Source organism: Kitasatospora sp. NPDC056138, from assembly GCF_042264695.1.
Lineage (GTDB): Bacteria > Actinomycetota > Actinomycetes > Streptomycetales > Streptomycetaceae > Kitasatospora.
The window spans coordinates 207,502-224,557 of the sequence record NZ_JBHJVK010000004.1; the positions used below are offsets into that span (position 1 = coordinate 207,502).

Annotated in this window: 11 protein-coding genes; 2 read left to right on the top strand and 9 right to left on the bottom strand. The window is 72.8% G+C overall.

The features are described 5' to 3' along the window. Positions 1-74 precede the first annotated feature (74 nt). The 9 genes from ACFC1R_RS04885 to ACFC1R_RS04925 form a co-directional block, all read right to left on the bottom strand. Positions 75-2,552, bottom strand: a complete 2,478-nt coding sequence (locus ACFC1R_RS04885) for a SpoIIE family protein phosphatase (RefSeq protein WP_375932764.1) — start codon at positions 2,550-2,552, stop codon at positions 75-77. A gap of 158 nt (positions 2,553-2,710) precedes the next feature. Continuing rightward, positions 2,711-3,415 (bottom strand): TetR/AcrR family transcriptional regulator, encoded by a 705-nt coding sequence (locus tag ACFC1R_RS04890; protein WP_375932767.1) that lies wholly within the window; start codon positions 3,413-3,415, stop codon positions 2,711-2,713. 279 nt (positions 3,416-3,694) lie between these two features. Further along, entirely contained in the window at positions 3,695-5,272 is a 1,578-nt protein-coding gene (locus ACFC1R_RS04895; protein WP_375932873.1) for a 4-coumarate--CoA ligase family protein, read from the bottom strand. 107 nt (positions 5,273-5,379) lie between these two features. After that, positions 5,380-6,540 (bottom strand): acyl-CoA dehydrogenase family protein, encoded by a 1,161-nt coding sequence (locus ACFC1R_RS04900; protein ID WP_375932770.1) that lies wholly within the window; start codon positions 6,538-6,540, stop codon positions 5,380-5,382. Between the two features lie 110 nt (positions 6,541-6,650). Continuing rightward, positions 6,651-8,579, bottom strand: coding sequence for a biotin carboxylase N-terminal domain-containing protein (locus ACFC1R_RS04905; RefSeq protein ID WP_375932773.1), 1,929 nt, complete (start codon positions 8,577-8,579; stop codon positions 6,651-6,653). Between the two features lie 11 nt (positions 8,580-8,590). Then, positions 8,591-10,189, bottom strand: coding sequence for an acyl-CoA carboxylase subunit beta (locus tag ACFC1R_RS04910; RefSeq protein WP_375932776.1), 1,599 nt, complete (start codon positions 10,187-10,189; stop codon positions 8,591-8,593). Continuing rightward, positions 10,186-11,871 (bottom strand): acyclic terpene utilization AtuA family protein, encoded by a 1,686-nt coding sequence (locus ACFC1R_RS04915; RefSeq protein ID WP_375932779.1) that lies wholly within the window; start codon positions 11,869-11,871, stop codon positions 10,186-10,188. The genes ACFC1R_RS04910 and ACFC1R_RS04915 overlap by 4 nt, the downstream gene beginning before the upstream one ends. Before the next feature lie 743 nt (positions 11,872-12,614). Then, entirely contained in the window at positions 12,615-13,031 is a 417-nt protein-coding gene (locus ACFC1R_RS04920; protein ID WP_375932782.1) for a VOC family protein, read from the bottom strand. Between the two features lie 10 nt (positions 13,032-13,041). Next, on the bottom strand, positions 13,042-13,416 hold the full coding sequence (locus tag ACFC1R_RS04925) for a helix-turn-helix transcriptional regulator (RefSeq protein ID WP_375932876.1): 375 nt from the start codon (positions 13,414-13,416) through the stop codon (positions 13,042-13,044). A 278-nt stretch (positions 13,417-13,694) separates the two neighbouring features. On the opposite strand from ACFC1R_RS04925, the gene ACFC1R_RS04930 reads away from it, so the two are divergent. Both ACFC1R_RS04930 and ACFC1R_RS04935 read left to right on the top strand, forming a co-directional pair. Beyond that, positions 13,695-14,105, top strand: a complete 411-nt coding sequence (locus ACFC1R_RS04930; protein ID WP_375932785.1) for a VOC family protein — start codon at positions 13,695-13,697, stop codon at positions 14,103-14,105. 205 nt (positions 14,106-14,310) lie between these two features. Next, positions 14,311-16,737: an ATP-binding cassette domain-containing protein gene (locus ACFC1R_RS04935; RefSeq protein ID WP_375932788.1), complete on the top strand. Its 2,427-nt coding sequence runs from the start codon at positions 14,311-14,313 to the stop codon at positions 16,735-16,737. Positions 16,738-17,056: the final 319 nt, after the last annotated feature.

A 17,056-nucleotide genomic window follows, 5' to 3' on the forward strand; every position in this document is an offset into this window, starting at 1 on the left:
CGGGCCGCCGGCGGATCACCCGGGGAGCCGCTCCCGGGGGTGCCGCCCGGACCGGGTCAGTGGTCGGGTCCGGGTCAGTGGTTCAGGGGGAGTTCCAGCTCGGCCCAGACCACTTTGCCGTCCTTGGTCGGGCGGGTGCCCCAGCGGTGGGCGAGTTCACTGACCAGGTGCATGCCCCGGCCGCCCTCGTCCTCCTCCGCCGAGGTGCGGACCCTCGGCGGCGAACTGCCCGAGTCGGCGACCTCGACGGTGAGGGTCCGGTCGCGGAACAGCCTCAGCCGCCGGGGCGCCTCGGCGTGCAGCAGGGCGTTGGTGACCAGCTCGCTGACCATCAGCTCGGCGTAGTCGGTGAGCGCGGACAGCCCCCAGGCGTCCAGGGTGGCCCGGGTGAAACGGCGGGCCCTGCCGGGCAGTGGTCCGTCGCCGTCCAGCGGCAGGCTGGCGATCCGGTCGGTGGGGACGGGCAGCGCGCGTGCCATGATCATGGCGATGTCGTCGTCGGTGCCGTCGGCGACCAGCGTGCTGAGAGCCGCGTCGCAGCTCGCCTCCAGCGTGCGGCCGCGCCCGGCGAGCGTCTGCGAGAGCAGGTCGATGCCGTGGTCGATGTCCCTGCCCCGGCGTTCCACCAGGCCGTCGGTGTAGAGCGCGACCAGCCCGCCCTCGGGCAGGGTGAACTCGCTGCTCCGGAACGCCACCCCGCCGACCCCGAGCGGTACCCCCGGCGGGAGCGGCACCGTCCGGGCGACGCCGTCCGGAGAGACCCGGACCGGTGGGAGGTGACCCGCCGAGGCGACCGAACAGGTGCGCTCGACCGGGTCGTACACCACGCAGATACAGGTCGCGAACTGGCCTTCGCCGATGCCCGTGGCGGTCTCGTCCAGCCTGGTCAGCACCTGTTCGGGCGGCATGTCGAGGGTGGCCAGGGTGCGGGCGACGGTGCGCAGCTGACCCATGGTCGCGGCTGCCCTGATGCCGTGGCCCATCACGTCGCCGACCACCAGCGCCACCCGCCCGCAGGAGAGCGGCACCACGTCGAACCAGTCCCCGCCGACCTCGCTGACCAGGCTGCTCGGCAGGTAGCGGTAGGCGATCTCCAGCCCGAGGGTGCGGTGGATCTCCTGCGGCAGCAGGCTGCGCTGCAGGGTGAGTGCGGTCTCCCGTTCCCGCCGGTAGAGGCGGGCGTTGTCCAGGGCGATGGCCGCCCGGGCGACCAGTTCCTCGGCCAGCGCCACGTCGGCGGTGGTGAACGGCTCCGCGTTCCGCGTGCGGACGAACTCCGAACCCCCGAGCACCATGCCCCGGGCCATGATCGGCACCATCAGGTACGAGTGGATGCCCGCCTCCAGACCCGGCCCGACCCGGGCCGGATCGGCGACCAGGGCGGTCAGGGTCTGCTCGTCGACGTAGGTGCGCAGCAGCGGGCGGCCGCTGCGCAGGCATTCGGTGTAGGGCCGCTTGGCGTCGTACTCGGAGGTCTCCCCCACCGCGTCGGAGGCGTTCACCAGGCCCGACTCGTAGGCCTCGCCGACCGCCACCGCGCGCAGCCTGATGCCGCGGTCGGGGGCGAGGGTGGCCGGTTCCTCCCCTCGCAGGACGGGTTCCAGCAGGTCGACGGTGGCGAAGTCGGCGAAGCGCGGGACGACGGCCTCGATGAGCTCCTCGGCGGTGCGCTGGAGGTCGAGGGTGGTGCCGATCCGGGCGGTGGCCTCCGCGAGCAGGGCCAGGCGTTCCTGCGCCCGGGCGGCGCGGGCCTCGGCCTGGAACCGCTCGGTGACGTCGATCAGGGAGGAGCTGAGGCCGAGGACCTTGCCGGTGGAGTCCTCCAGCCGGAAGTAGGAGGCGGACCAGGCCCGGTCGCGCCGTGGATCGCCGGGGGTCCGGCCGTGTGAGCGGGCGTCCACGACAGGACGTCCGGTGCTGAGCACCTGCCGCATCACGGCCTCGATCTCGGTACCGTTCAGCCCCGGCAGGACGCTGGTGAGCCGGCGGCCGACGTGGTCCTCGACCGACACGCCGTTGATCCGGGCGAGCGCGCCGTTGAGCCGGACGAAGCGCAGTTCGGTGTCGTAGACGGCCATGCCGATCGGGGACTGGGTGAAGCAGCCGTCCAGCACGGCGAGGTCCGCCTCGACCCGGCGCAGCACCGCCAGGTCGGAGGCGGTGGCCAGCAGCATCCGGCGTCCGTCCGGGCCCGTGATGGGGTAGGTGCGGAACTCCAGCTCGATCTGGTGGCCGTCGCGGTGCCGGACCGGGACAACGCCGGCCCAGCCGCTCCCGGACATGATCCGGTCGAACACGGCGAGGATCTCGGACTGCTCGGCCTTCGGGGCCAGCAGCTTGGCGGCGTACGAGCCGACGGCTTCGGCGGCGGTGTAACCGGTCAGCCGCTCGGCGTCGTCGCTCCAGTGCAGGATGCGGCCGTCGCTCTCCACCAGGGCGGTGGCGATCGGTACCAGCCGGTGGCCCCGCAGACGTGCCGAGGCGGTGTCGGCCGTCCCGGACTCCGCGTCCTGGCCGACAGCGTCGGGACCGGTCCACTCGAATCCGTACATGATCAGGAGCCCACCTGCCAGGTACCTTCCCGGTCGGGGCCGGGGCAATCCGGCTCACACCAGACTGCACGGCACCGGGCGGCCCGGCGACTCCTCACCCGGTCCGGGCGGCCCCGGACCGACCGGGTGGGAGCCGGCCGGTCCGGCTCCGTACGGGCTCAGTCGCGGGCCTGGTGGCCGGCGTTGGCCTCGGCGTCGCTGTCGGAGCCGGCGTTGGCCTCAGGGTCGCTGTCGGAGCCGGCGTCGGCCGGGGCGGGGAGGACCGCGTCGAGGGTGCGGGCCCACTGGCGGACGACGCCGGTGCGGCGGGACCCGTCGTCGGTGAGCAGGTTGGCGAGGCCCAGGCCGCGGGCCATGTCGAGGGTGGCCTGGACCGTCTCCCGGACGCCCGGGGCGGTCTCGTCCGCGCCGAGGAACTCGACCGCCGCGCGGTGCGACTCCCGTCCGACGTGGTTCTCCAGTGCGACGATCCGTTCGCGCAGCGGTTCCTCGGTGGCCGCCGCCACCCAGAGGTGGAGGGCCGCCCGGAACAGCGGACCGGTGTAGAGGCGGACGATCAGCTCCACCACCGCCTGTGTCCTGGCCGGTCCGGCGGGCGGCAGCTCGCCGGCGTCGGCCCGGACGGCCGCCAGCCGCTCGGCGGTGACGTGTTCGACGGCCGCGGTGAACAGGTCCTCCCTGGTCGGGAAGTGGTGCTGGGCCGCGCCCCTGGTCACCCCCGCCCGCTCGGCCACCACCGCGACCGTGGACCCGTTCCACCCGAGCTCGGCCAGGCACTCCACCGCCGCCTCCAGCAGCCTGCGGCGGGTGGCACGGCTGCGGGTCTGCTGGGGGGCTCGGGCGGCGGCTGCGTGGAGGCTCATGGCTGCTTTCGGGTGACGGTCCGTCGGTTGCGGCAGATCCTTTCAGATCGCCCGGCCGGCCGACCTTGCAGGGGCGCGGACTTCAGGGGCACCGACCGCACGGGCACTGGCCGCACGGGCACTGACCCCGGGGGCACGGGGAGCCGCGCGAAACGGGCGGGTGCCAGGTGCCAGGTGCCGGGTACGCCCCCGGCCCTGCCGGACATCGGTCTCCTCCGGCTCGCGCGGTTCCCCGTGCCCCGGGGGACGGCCGGCCCGCGGGACCGGCCGGACCTGGCCCTAGCCCGCGCGGTCGCGCAGTTCACGGCGGAGGATCTTGCCCGCCGCCGACTTGGGTATCGCGTCCAGGAACTCCACCGCCCGCACCTTCTTGTACGGCGCCACCTGCCCCGCCACGTGGTCGATGACCTCCTGCCCGGTGAGCGCGCTGCCCGGTGCCCGGACCACGTAGGCCGTGGGCCGTTCGGTGCCGTCCTCGCCGGTGACGCCGATGACCGCGGCGTCGGCGATCTGCGGGTGCGCCAGCAGCAGCGCCTCCAGTTCGGCGGGGGCGACCTGGTAGCCCTTGTACTTGATCAGTTCCTTCACCCGGTCCACCACGAACAGGTAGCCGCGTTCGTCCAGGTAGCCGATGTCGCCGGTGTGGAGCCAGCCGTCCTCGTCGATCATCGCGTCGGTCTCGGACGGCCGGGCGAAGTAGCCCTGCATCACCTGTGGCCCGCGGAAGAGCAGTTCGCCCCGCTCGCCGACGCCGAGGTCCTTCCCGGAGCCGTCCAGGGCGGCCACCCGCAGTTCGGTGGAGGCGACGAGCCGGCCGACCGTGCCGGACGGCGGGTTCGGATCGCCGATCGTCATCACGGCGGCGACGGGCGAGAGTTCGGTCATCCCGTACCCCTGGTGGACGCGCGGCAGACCGAGCCGGCGGGCGCAGGCCGCGGAGAGCTCGGCGTCCAACGGCGCGGCGGCGCTGAGGACGTAGCGGACCGAGGAGAGGTCGTACTGCTCCACCAGCGGGTGTTTGGCGAGCGCCAGGATGATCGGCGGCGCGGCGAACACGCCCTCGATGCGATGCTCCTGGATCGTGCGAAGGAACTGTTCGAGGTCGAAGCGCGGCAGCACCACGACGGTGGAGCCGCTGCGCAGCGGGTGGTTGAGCAGGGCGGTGAGTCCGTAGATGTGGAAGAACGGGAGGATCGCGAGGATCCGCTCGCCCACCGCCGTGCGGTGCAGCGACTCGGCCTGGAACAGGTTGCTGGCGATGCTGCGGTGGCTGAGCATCACGCCCTTGGGCAGGCCGGTGGTGCCGCTCGAGTAGGGCAGGACGGCGATGTCCGTGCCCGGGTCGATCCGCGGCTGCGGTTCGGGGGCGGTGGAGGCGAGCAGGTCGGTCAGTGAGCGGTGGCCGTCGGCCGGGTCGCAGGTGAAGATCTCCCGGATCGCGATCCCTTCCGCGGCGAGGGTTTCGGCCGCTTCGACGGCGATCGGCAGGAAGGCCGCGACGGTGACGATCCAGCGGGCCCGGCTGTCGCGCAGCTGCCCGGTCAGCTCCTTGGCGGTGACCAGGGAGCTGACCGTGGTGACGGTCGCCCCGGCCCGGGTGAGGCCGTAGAAGGCGAGCGGGAAGGCGATGGAGTTCGGGCTGTACAGCGCGACCACGTCGCCCTTGCGGACTCCCGCCTCGGCCAGTCCGGCCGCGATCCGCCGGCTGTCGGCGGCCAGCCGGGCGTAGCTGACCGACTCTCCGGTGATGCCGTCGATCAGTGCGGGGACCTCGGGGTGCCGCTCGGCCGTGGCCAGTACCGCGTCGTGGATCGGCAGGTCGAGGGGCTCGATGTCGGGACAGTCGCTGCGGAACACCATGCATGCCTCCGGTTCGGCGGGGCGGGGACGGACACTCCCAGGGTGACCGGAGTCGCCCGCTGGGACCAGAGCGCCTACCCGGCCGGTACGTCCTGGTGCGGCGGTCAGTACGACCTGGGCAGGCCGAGGGTGTGCTGGGCCACGTAGTTGAGCACCATCTCCCGGCTGACCGGTGCCACCCGGGCGACCCGGGTGGCCGCGATCAGGGCGGCCAGCCCGTACTCCTGGGTGAGTCCGTTGCCGCCGAGCGTCTGCACGGCCTGGTCGACCGCCCGGCAGGCGGCCTCGCCCGCCGCGTACTTGGCCATGTTGGCCGCCTCGCCCGCCGCGACGTCGTCGCCGGAGTCGTAGAGGTGGGCGGCCTTCTGCATCATCAGCCGGGCGAGTTCGACCTCGATGGCGCACTGGGCGAGCGGGTGGGAGATGCCCTGGTGGGCGCCGATGGGCGTGTCCCAGACGGTCCGCGTCCTGGCGTACTCCACGGCGGAGTCCAGCGCCTGGCGGGCGATGCCGAGGGTGAAGGCGGCGGTCATGATGCGCTCGGGGTTGAGCCCGGCGAAGAGCTGCACCAGCCCGGCGTTCTCGTCGCCGACGAGGGCCTCGGCGGGCAGCCGGACGTCGTCCAGGAAGACCTGGAACTGCTTCTCCGCCGTGACGAGTTCCATCGGGATGGGACGGTACTCGAAGCCCGGGGTCTCGCGGGGGACGATGAACAGGGCGGGCCTGAGCTTGCCGGTGGCCGCGTCCTCGGTGCGGCCGACGAACAGCACGGCGTCGGAGTGGTCGATGCCGGAGATGAAGACCTTGCGGCCGGAGAGCAGCCAGTCGGAGCCGTCCCGGCGGGCGACGGTGCCGATCCGGTGGGAGTTGGAGCCGGCGTCGGGTTCGGTGATGCCGAAGGCCATCCGCAGGGTGCCGTCGGCCAGGCCGGGGAGCCACCGCTGCTTCTGCTGCGCGGTGCCGAACCTGGCGATCACGGTGCCGCAGATGGCCGGCGAGACCACCAGCATCAGCAACGGGCTTCCGGCGGCGCCCAGCTCCTCCAGGACGATGGCCAGCTCGCTGATGCCCGCTCCCCCGCCGCCGTACTCGGTGGGGAGGTTGACGCCGAGATAGCCGAGTTTGCCCGCCTCGGTCCAGAGTTCCTGGGTGGGCAGCCCGGCTCGGGCCTTGGCCTGGAAGTACGCGGCACCGTAGCGGCGGCCGAGGTCGGACACGGCTCGGCGCAGGGCCTGGCGTTCGGGGGACTCGCTGAACACGGACATGGGTGGTGTGGTCCTCTCCGTGGGATGGGCGGGCCCGGGGCCGTGTTCGACCGCCACCTGCACCCGGGGGGTCTGGCGGGGTTCTCGTGCGGCTCCCGGCCGTCCGGCGGTTACGCCGGCTGGACGACGGCGAGCAGGGTGCCCAGTTCGACCTGTTGGCCGGGGCTGACGCGGAGTTCGGTGAGCAGTCCGTCGGTCGGCGCGCAGACGCGGTGTTCCATCTTCATCGCCTCCAGCCAGAGCAGGGGTTGGCCTGCGGCGACCTGCTCGCCGGGGGCGACGGCGATGCGGACCACGGTGCCCGGCATGGGGGCGAGCAGGGCGCCCGGGTCGGTGTGGACGGCGGGTTCGGGGTGGCGGGGAAGTGCGGTGAGGACGACCGCACCGAGCGGGGAGTCGAGGTGGACGGTGTCGCCGTGGACCGCGATCTCGAAGGTGCGGGTCAGGTTGTCGGTGCGGAGGGTGACGCGTTCGGGGGTGGCGGCCAGGAGTTCGGTCTCGGGGTGCTCCTCGGCCTGCAGGCCGGTGCGGGTGCGGCGGTAGCGGACCTCGTGTTCGGTGCCGTCCGAGGCGCGGTAGCGCTTGAGTTGGGGCTGCGAGGGCAGGTTGCGCCAGCCGGACGGGAAGGCGCCGGAGCGGGCGGCGGCGTCCGCGAGGGCGGCTGCCAGGGCGGCCAGCGGGGTGTGCTTCTGCGGTCCGGTACGCAGTTCGGCGGCGTGCTCGGCGAGGAAACCGGTGTGCAGCCGGCCAGCCAGGAAGGCGGGGTGGCGCAGGGCGGCCACCAGGAGGTCGCGGTTGGTGGTCAGCCCGTGGATCCTGGCCCGGCCCAGTGCGTCGGCCAGTCGGCGGGCGGCGGCCGCCCTGGTCGGGGCCCAGGCGATCACCTTGGCGAGCATGGCGTCGTAGTGGATGCCGACGGCGGCGGGTCCCGCCACACCGGAGTCCAGGCGCAGTCCGCTCTCGCCCGTACCGGTGGTGAACTCGCTCTGCACGTCGGGGAGATGGAGCAGGTGCAGGGTCCCGGTCTGCGGCTGCCAGTCGCGCTCGGGGTCCTCGGCGTAGAGGCGGGCCTCGATCGCGTGGCCGCGGATGGCGGGCTGCTCGGCCGGGAGCGGTTCGCCTTCGGCGATGCGCAGTTGGAGCGCGACCAGGTCGAGCCCGGTGACGCACTCGGTGACGGGGTGCTCGACCTGGAGACGGGTGTTCATCTCCAGGAAGTGGATCCGGCCGTCGGGTGCCAGCAGGAACTCCGCCGTCCCGGCTCCGGTGTAGCCGATGGCGCGGGCGGCGGCGGTGGCGGCCGCGTGGAGTTCGGCCCGCACCGGGTCGGTCAGCCCGGGGGCCGGGGCCTCTTCGATCACCTTCTGGTGGCGGCGCTGCAGCGAGCAGTCGCGTTCGCCGAGCGCCCAGACGGTGCCGTACCGGTCGGCCATCAGCTGGACCTCGACATGGCGCCCGGCCGGCAGGTACGGCTCGCAGAAGACCTCGGCCACACCGAAGGCCTTCGCCGCCTCGGCCCGGGCCGAGGCCAGCGCATCCGGCAGGTCGGCGAGCCGGTGGACGATGCGCATGCCGCGGCCGCCGCCGCCGGCCGCCGCCTTGACCAGCAACGGCAGGTCGGCGTCGGTCGGTTCGGCGGCCGCCGTCAGCACCGGGACCCCGGCCGCCGCCATCAGCCGCTTGGCCTCGGTCTTGGACCCCATCGCGGCGATCGCCTCGGCCGGCGGACCCACCCAGGTCAACCCGGCGGCCTGGACGGCGCGCGCGAACCCGGCGTTCTCGGAGAGGAAGCCGTACCCGGGGTGGACCGCGTCCGCCCCGGCGGCCAGCGCCGCCTGGACGACCAGGTCCGCGCGCAGATAGGTGTCGGCGGGGGCGGCGCCCGGCAGCCGTACGGCGGTGTCGGCCTCGCGGACGTGCGGGGCGTCCGCGTCCGGGTCGGAGTGCACGGCCACGGTGGCGATGCCGAGTTCACGGCAGGTGCGGAAGATCCGCCGGGCGATCTCGCCGCGGTTGGCCACCAGCAGGGATGTGATCATGAGTGAATCCCTTACATCCGGAAGACGCCGTACCCGCGCGCGCCCTCGATGGGGGCGCTGTGGATCGCGGAGAGGCAGATGCCGAGCACGGTGCGGGTGTCGCGCGGGTCGATGACGCCGTCGTCGTAGAGCCGGCCGGAGAGGAAGACCGGGAGCGACTCGGCCTCGATCTGCTGTTCCACCATGGCCCGGATCGCGGCGTCCGCGTCCTCGTCGTACGGCTGCCCCTTGGCCGCGGCCGACTGCCGGGCCACGATCGAGAGCACCCCGGCGAGCTGCTGCGGACCCATCACCGCCGACTTGGCACTCGGCCAGGCGAACAGGAAGCGCGGGTCGTACGCCCTCCCGCACATGCCGTAGTGCCCGGCCCCGTACGAGGCACCCATCAGCACCGAGAGGTGCGGGACCCGGCTGTTGGAGACGGCGTTGATCATCATCGCGCCGTGCTTGATGATGCCGCCCTGCTCGTACGCCTGACCGACCATGTAGCCGGTGGTGTTGTGCAGGAAGAGCAGCGGGATGTCCCGCTGGTTGGCCAACTGGATGAACTGGGCCGCCTTCTGGGACTCGGCGCTGAACAGCACGCCCTGCGCGTTGGCCAGGATGCCGACCGGGTAGCCGTGCAGCGTGGCCCAGCCGGTGGCGAGGCTCTGGCCGTAGAGCGGCTTGAACTCGTCGAAGTCGGAGCCGTCGACGATCCGGGCGATCACCTCGCGCGGATCGAAGGGCACCTTGAGGTCACCGGGGACGACACCGAGCAGCTCCTCCTCGTCGTACTTCGGCGGCGGCGCGGCGGGCAGGGGGCCCGCTCCGGCCTTGCGCCAGTGCAGGCGGTGGACGATCCGGCGGGCGATCCGCAGGGCGTCCGGCTCGTCCAGCGCGAAGTGGTCGGCCAGCCCCGAGGTGCGGGCGTGCATCTCGGCGCCGCCGAGCGACTCGTCGTCGGCCTCCTCGCCGGTCGCCATCCGCACCAGCGGCGGACCGCCGAGGAAGACCTTCGCCCGCTCCCTGACCAGCACGGTGTGATCGGACATGCCGGGCACGTACGCGCCGCCGGCGGTGGAGTTGCCGAACACCACGGCCACGGTGGGGATCCCGGCGGCGGAGAGCCTGGTGAGGTCGCGGAAGAGCGCGCCCCCGGGGATGAAGATCTCCTTCTGGCTGGGCAGATCGGCACCGCCGGACTCGACCAGGTTCACCAGCGGCAGCCGGTTCTGCAGTGCGACCTCGTTGGCGCGCAGGGCCTTCCGCAGCGTCCAGGGGTTGCTGGCACCGCCGCGCACGGTCGGGTCGTTGGCGGTGATCACGCACTCGGTGCCCTCGATCACCCCGATGCCGGTGACCAGTGCCGCACCGACCGGGTAGTCGCTGCCCCAGGCGGCGAGCGGGGAGAGTTCGAGGAAGGGCGAGTCCGGGTCGACCAGCAGCTCGATCCGCTCGCGCGCCAGCAGCTTGCCCCGACCGCGGTGCCGCTCCACGTACTTGGGGCCGCCACCGGCCAGTGCCTTGGCGTGCTCGGTGTCGAGCCCGGCCAGTTTGGCGAGCATCGCGTCCCGGTTGGCCGTGTACTCGGCCCCGGTCGGGTCCAGCCGGGTGGGCAGGACGGTCACAGCAGGGCCTCCGGAAGGTCGAGGTGGCGGGCGCGCAGCCACTCCCCCAGCGCCTTCGCCTGCGGGTCGAACCTGGCCTGCGCGGCGACGCCCTCGCCGAGCAGGCCCTCGATGGTGAAGTTCACCGCACGGAGGTTGGGGAGCAGGTGCCGGGTGATGTCCAGGTCCGCCGTCTCCGGCAGGAGTCGGCGCAGCAGATCGACGGTCAGGGTGTGGGCGAGCCAGCGCCAGCCGGGTTCGGTACGCGCCCAGACACCGAGGTTGGCGTCACCGCCCTTGTCGCCGCTGCGGGCACCGACCAGCAGCCCGAGCGGTGCCCGGCGGGTCGGCCCCGACGGCAGGGGCTGCGGCAGCGGCGGCTGTTCGAGCGGCACGAGCTCGCGGGTGGCGGCCGGCGGCGGCACCGGCACGCTGCTCCCGTCCGGGAGCACGGCCGCGTGGGCAAGAGCGCGGGCGTCCAGGTGGACCGCCTCGAACACCCCGTACGGCGCACCGGGGCCGGGCGGGGCGGTGAGGTGGAAGCCCGGGTAGCCGGCCAGGCCGAGCTCGACCGCCGCGCTGCTCAGCGCCCGCCCGACCGGCCGCTGGTCGGCGTCCCGGACGGTCAGCCGGAGCAGGGCGGAGGCGGTCTCCTCGGTGTCGGCGTCGGGGTGGTCGGTACGGGCCAGGGTCCACCGCAGCTCGGCCGGGCGCGGCTCCAGGGCCTGCTCCAACTGCTCCTGCAGCAGCGCCGACTTGGCCTCGATGTCCAGGCCGGTGAGGACGAAGACGACCTCGTTGCGCCAGCCGCCCAGCCGGTTGAGCCCGACCTTCACGGTGGGCGGCGGCTGCTCGCCCGTGACCCCGGTGATCCGGACCCGGTCGGGGCCGTCCTGACTCAGCCGGACGGAGTCCAGCCGCGCGGTGACGTCCGGACCGGCGTAGCGCGCCCCGGCCGTCTCGTACAGCAGCTGGGCGGTGACGGTTTCGACGGTGACGGCGCCGCCGGTGCCGGGGTGCTTGGTGATGACACTGCTGCCGTCGGCCTCGATCTCGGCGATCGGAAAGCCGGGGTGGCGTACGTCGTGCTCGCGGAAGAAGGCGTAGTTGCCTCCGGTGGCCTGGGCGCCGCACTCCAGGACGTGTCCGGCGACCACCGCCCCCGCGAGGGCGTCCAGGTCCTGCGGCCGCCAGCCGAAGTGGGCGGCCGCCGGCCCGGCCACCAGCGCCGCGTCGGTGACCCGGCCGGTCACCACGAGGTCCGCACCGGCGCGCAGGCACTCGGCGATCCCGTACGCGCCGAGGTAGGCGTTGGCGGCCAGCAGACCGTCCGGGAGCCCCAACTCGGCGGCCCTGGGCAGGAGATCGTCACCGGCGACCCGGCCGACGCGCAGCGGGATGCCCTGCTTGTCCGCCAACTCGTGCAGGGCGTCCGCCAGTCGGGCCGGGTTGAGCCCGCCCGCGTTCACCACGATCCGCACCCCCGCCTCGTGCGCCAGACCGAGGCACTCCTCCATCTGTCGCAGGAAGGTCCTGGCGTAACCGAGTTGATGGTCCTTCAGACGGTCACGGGCGAGGATCAGCATGGTCAGTTCGGCCAGGTAGTCCCCAGTGAGGACATCCAGCGGACCTCCCGTGAGCATCTCCCGGAACGCGGAGAACCTGTCCCCGTAGAAGCCGGACGCATTGCCGATCCGCAACACCGCAAGTCTCCCCTGCCGCCGCGTGCCTCACCCAGTCGCACCAACGGGCAGCAGCCTGGCAGCGGGTGGGCAATAAAGCAAGCGTGCATGCTTGTTTTGGTCCACGGCAATTCTCTTGACCTCGACCGGAGTTGTGAGCGTCAGCGATGGTCGGCGGCCCGCGCGATCTTCGAGGTTGACCTTGACCCGAGGTCAGGGTGCACGCCGAGCGCATGACGAACCCGACCTCACGCTCGGCCTCGCACTGCGCGCCGACCCCCGCGACAAAAGGCCGGGCGCAGGCGAACGGCCGAGGATGCGGTCCTCCGCCCGGACGGGAGTTCGCAATGCCGCCGGTCGAGTTCGCGGGAGCCTGCCGACACCGCGGTGGCCGGCCAAGCACTGGATGACGACGGTCGGCCGGCGCTTCACCAGCGACCGGGCCGAGCGTTCGACGGCGTCCCGCCTCGACGACGGCGCACAAGTCCCGCCGAAGTCGGCGATGGTTCGGTGCTTTCGCGCGTGGGGCACGGCAGTTCACCGTCCGGCTTCCCTCTCGGGCACGGGTCGAGTTCGAGCCTCGGCTGGACTGACTCACGGTCAACTCGACGCATCCATCCGCCTGTTGGCCCTGCACACCCGATGAGTCCACCCACCGGACGAGTCGCCGGAATCCGGCTGAAGCGGCTGACCGCTGCGACGAGCCGCTGCGCACCCCGGCCGGCCGCCGTCCGCGAGGGGTACGGACGGCGGCCGCCAAGGGCTCACTTGCCGAGGGGCTGGGTGAAGCGCAGCAGGTTGCCGGCGGGGTCGCGGAACGCGCAGTCGCGGACGCCGTAGAACTGGTCCATCGGCTCCTGCAGCACCTCGCCACCCGCGGCGCTGATGCGCTCGAAGGTGGCGTCGCAGTCGTCCGTCGCGAAGATGACGCCGCGCAGCAGGCCCTTGGCCATCAGCTCCGCCATGACCTGTTTGTCGGCCGACGAGGCGTTCGGGTCGGCGAGCGGCGGTTCCAGGACGATGTTCACGTCCGGCTGCGAGGGTGACCCGACCGTCACCCAGCGCATCCCCTCGAATCCGACGTCGTTGCGCACCTCCAGGCCGAGCACGTCGCGGTAGAAGGCGATCGCCTTCTCGTGGTCGTCGACGGCGATGAAGCATTGCGAGAGCCTGATATCCATGCCGTTCAGGCTACGGCCGAGCGGCGGGGCCCGCTTCTCCGTTTCTGACCGGCCGTGTGTGGATCTTGGCGATGCACGCCGGGATGGCGGCGGCGTGGTCGTGGTTCCGGGCCCGGTAGGCGCTCGGGCTCTCGCCGACGAGCTCGGTGAAGCGCGAGCTGAACGACCCCAGCGACGTGCAGCCGACCGCGAAGCAGACCTCGGTCACCGTGAGGTCGCCGCGCCGCAGCAGCGCTTTGGCCCGCTCGATGCGGCGGGTCATCAGGTAGCTGTACGGCGTCTCGCCGTAGGCGGCGCGGAAGCTGCGGGAGAAATGGCCCGGCGACATCAGGGCACCCCGCGCCAGCGCCGGGACGTCGAGCGGCTCGGCGTAGTCGCGGTCCATCCGGTCGCGGGCCCGTCGCAGCCGGACGAGGTCCTCCAGGTTCTGCCGTCTCACCCGGTCAGTTTCCCACGGCACCCGGGGCCGGTGGCGAGGAACGGTGATGAGGACCATCGACGGCGTACGGAGCCGGAGCCGGCCGAGGACGAGCCGAGCGGCCTGCCCGGTGACGACGACCGCGAGGCCGGGCGGCACGACGAGTCGTACCGGTGAGAGCCGGCGGCCGGACCGGTCAGGAATCGAGAAGCCCGGGCCGCCGAGCCGCAACTAGCCTGATCGCCATGGACCTCACCATTCACTGGACCTTCCTCCCGCACGACGACCCGGACGCCGCCCTGGCCTTCTATCGCGACACCCTCGGCTTCGAGGTCCGCAACGACGTCGGATCCGGCGCGATGCGCTGGATCACGGTCGGCCCCGCCGACCAGCCCGGCACGTCCATCGTCCTGGAGCCGCCGGCCGCCGACCACGGCGTCACCGATGACGAGCGCCGCACCGTCGTCGAGATGATGGCCAAGGGCAGCTACGCCCGGATCACCCTGGCCACCGCCGACCTCGACGGTACCTTCGCGCGGGTACGGGCCGGCGGCGCCGAGGTCGTCCAGGAGCCGACCGAACAGCCGTACGGCGTCCGTGACTGCGCCTTCCGCGATCCCGCAGGCAACCTGATCCGCATCAACGAGCACCGCTGAACCGTCCGCACGGCCGTCCGGGCAGCCGTCCGGGCGGCCGTGCGACGGCGCTCGGGCAGGCGGCGGAGCGTCGCCGCGACCGTGCCGACGACAGAGAAAGACGGACGACGGAGAAACCGGACGTACTGCTCGAAGCTGGTTGGATCGAGCCAGGCGACGCCGACGGGGACCGCGCGGGCGGCCCCGTCCCACAGATGGAGACACGATGAGCATGGCCACGAGGACGGACTCGCAGTCGCCTGCGCTGCACAGTGCCGACAGCCACGATCTGATCCGCGTGCACGGCGCGCGCGTGAACAACCTCAAGGACCTCAGCGTCGAGATCCCCAAGCGCCGGTTGACGGTGTTCACCGGCGTCTCCGGCTCGGGCAAGAGCTCCCTGGTGTTCGGCACGATCGCCGCAGAGTCGCAGCGGCTGATCAACGAGACCTACAGCGCCTTCGTGCAGGGCTTCATGCCGACCCTGACACGGCCCGAGGTCGACGTACTCGAAGGTCTGACCACCGCGATCATCGTCGACCAGCAGCGGATGGGCGGCGATCCCCGGTCCACGGTCGGCACCGCCACCGACGCCAACGCGATGCTGCGGATCCTCTTCAGCCGGCTCGGCCGACCGCACATCGGCCCGCCCAGCGCGTACGCCTTCAACGTCCCCTCGGTCCGGGCGAGCGGTGCGATCACCGTCGAGCGCGGTGCCAGGAAGGCGGTGAAGGCGACCTTCACCCGCACCGGCGGCATGTGTACGCGCTGCGAGGGCCGGGGCACGGTCTCCGACATCGACCTCACCCAGCTCTACGACGACTCCAAGTCGATCGCCGAGGGTGCGTTCACGATCCCCGGCTGGAAGTCCGACAGCTTCTGGACCGTGCGGGTCTACGCCGAGTCCGGCCTCCTCGACCCGAACAAGCCGATCCGCGAGTTCACCAAGAAGGAGATGCACGACTTCCTCCACCGTGAGCCGACCAAGGTGAAGGTCGAGGGCGTCAACCTGACCTACGAGGGGCTGATCCCCAAGATCCAGAAGTCGTTCCTCGCCAAGGACCGGGAGTCGCTGCAGCCGCACATCCGGGAGTTCGTGGACCGGGCGGTCACCTTCACCACCTGCCCCGAGTGCGACGGCACCCGGCTCAGCGAGGGCGCCCGGTCGTCGAAGATCAAGGACATCAGCATCGCCGACGCCTGCGCGATGCAGATCAGCGACCTGGCCGAGTGGGTCCGCGGCGTCGACGAGGAGTCGGTGGCGCCGCTGCTGGCGACGCTCCGGCACTCGCTCGACTCGTTCGTGGAGATCGGTCTGGGCTACCTCTCGCTCGACCGGCCGTCGGGCACGCTGTCGGGCGGCGAGGCGCAGCGCGTCAAGATGGTCCGCCACCTCGGTTCCTCGCTCACCGACGTCACCTACGTCTTCGACGAGCCCACCACGGGCCTGCACCCCCATGACATCCAGCGGATGAACGACCTGCTGCTGAGGCTGCGGGACAAGGGCAACACGGTGCTCGTCGTGGAGCACAAGCCGGAGGTGATCGCGATCGCCGACCACGTCGTCGACCTCGGTCCCGGCGCCGGTGCGGCGGGCGGCACCGTCTGCTTCGAGGGCTCCGTCGAGGGGCTGCGGGCCGGCGGTACCGTCACCGGCCGCCACCTAGACGACCGGGCCGCCCTGAAGAAGACGGTGCGGACGCCCACCGGCCGGCTTGCGATCCGCGGCGCGACGACGCACAACCTGCGCGACGTCGACGTCGACATCCCGCTCGGGGTGCTGGTCGTCGTCACCGGCGTGGCCGGCTCCGGCAAGAGTTCGCTCGTGCACGGGTCGCTGCCGGGGACCGCCAGCGGGGGACAGTCCCCGGCCGCCGCCCCGGGGGAGGGTGTGGTGTCGATCGACCAGGGCGCGATCCGCGGCTCGCGCCGGAGCAACCCGGCCACGTACACCGGGTTGCTCGACCCGATCCGCAAGGCGTTCGCGAAGGCCAACGGCGTGAAGCCGGCGCTGTTCAGCGCCAACTCCGAGGGCGCCTGCCCCACCTGCAACGGCGTCGGCATCGTCTACACCGACCTGGCGATGATGGCCGGCGTCGCCACCACCTGCGAGGAGTGCGACGGGAAGCGGTTCCAGGCAACGGTGCTGGACCACCACCTCGGCGGCCGCGACATCAGCGAGGTGCTGGCGATGTCGGTGACCGAGGCCGAGGAGTTCTTCGGCTCCGGCGAGGCGCACACGCCGGCCGCGCAGCGCATCCTCGGCCGGCTCGCCGACGTCGGGCTCGGCTACCTCAGCCTCGGCCAGCCGCTCACCACGCTGTCCGGCGGCGAGCGGCAGCGGCTCAAGCTGGCCACCCACATGGCCGAGAAGGGCGGCGTCTACGTCCTCGACGAGCCGACCGCCGGCCTGCACCTCGCCGACGTCGAGCAGTTGCTCGGCCTGCTCGACCGGCTCGTCGACTCCGGGAAGTCGGTCATCGTCGTCGAGCACCACCAGGCGGTCATGGCGCACGCCGACTGGATCATCGATCTCGGCCCCGGCGCCGGCCACGACGGTGGCCGGGTCGTCTTCGAGGGCACGCCGGCCGACCTCGTCGCCGCCCGCTCCACCCTCACCGGCGAGCACCTCGCGGCCTACGTCGGCGACTGACCGGGGCCCGTGCGCCCCCGCGAGCCCTGCGGGGTCCGGGACGGAACGTGGGGGGGGCCGAGGGCCCCGGCTCGTCCGGTCGATCGTGCAGGGCGACAGTCCAGCGGCGGCCCATGGGGGCGCAGGGCGCGCGGGGGCGGGGCGCAGGGGCGCGGGGGTGCGGGGGACCGCAAGCCCTGCGGGCACCGACGTTCGGCCCGGGCCCCGGGGCCCCGCCCCCCCCGCCCCCCCCGCGGCGGCCGCGCGCGCTTGGGCGCCCCCCCCCCCACGGCCGTCGGTACGGCCGGGCACACCGCCCCGGCCCGGTGCGGCGGTCGTT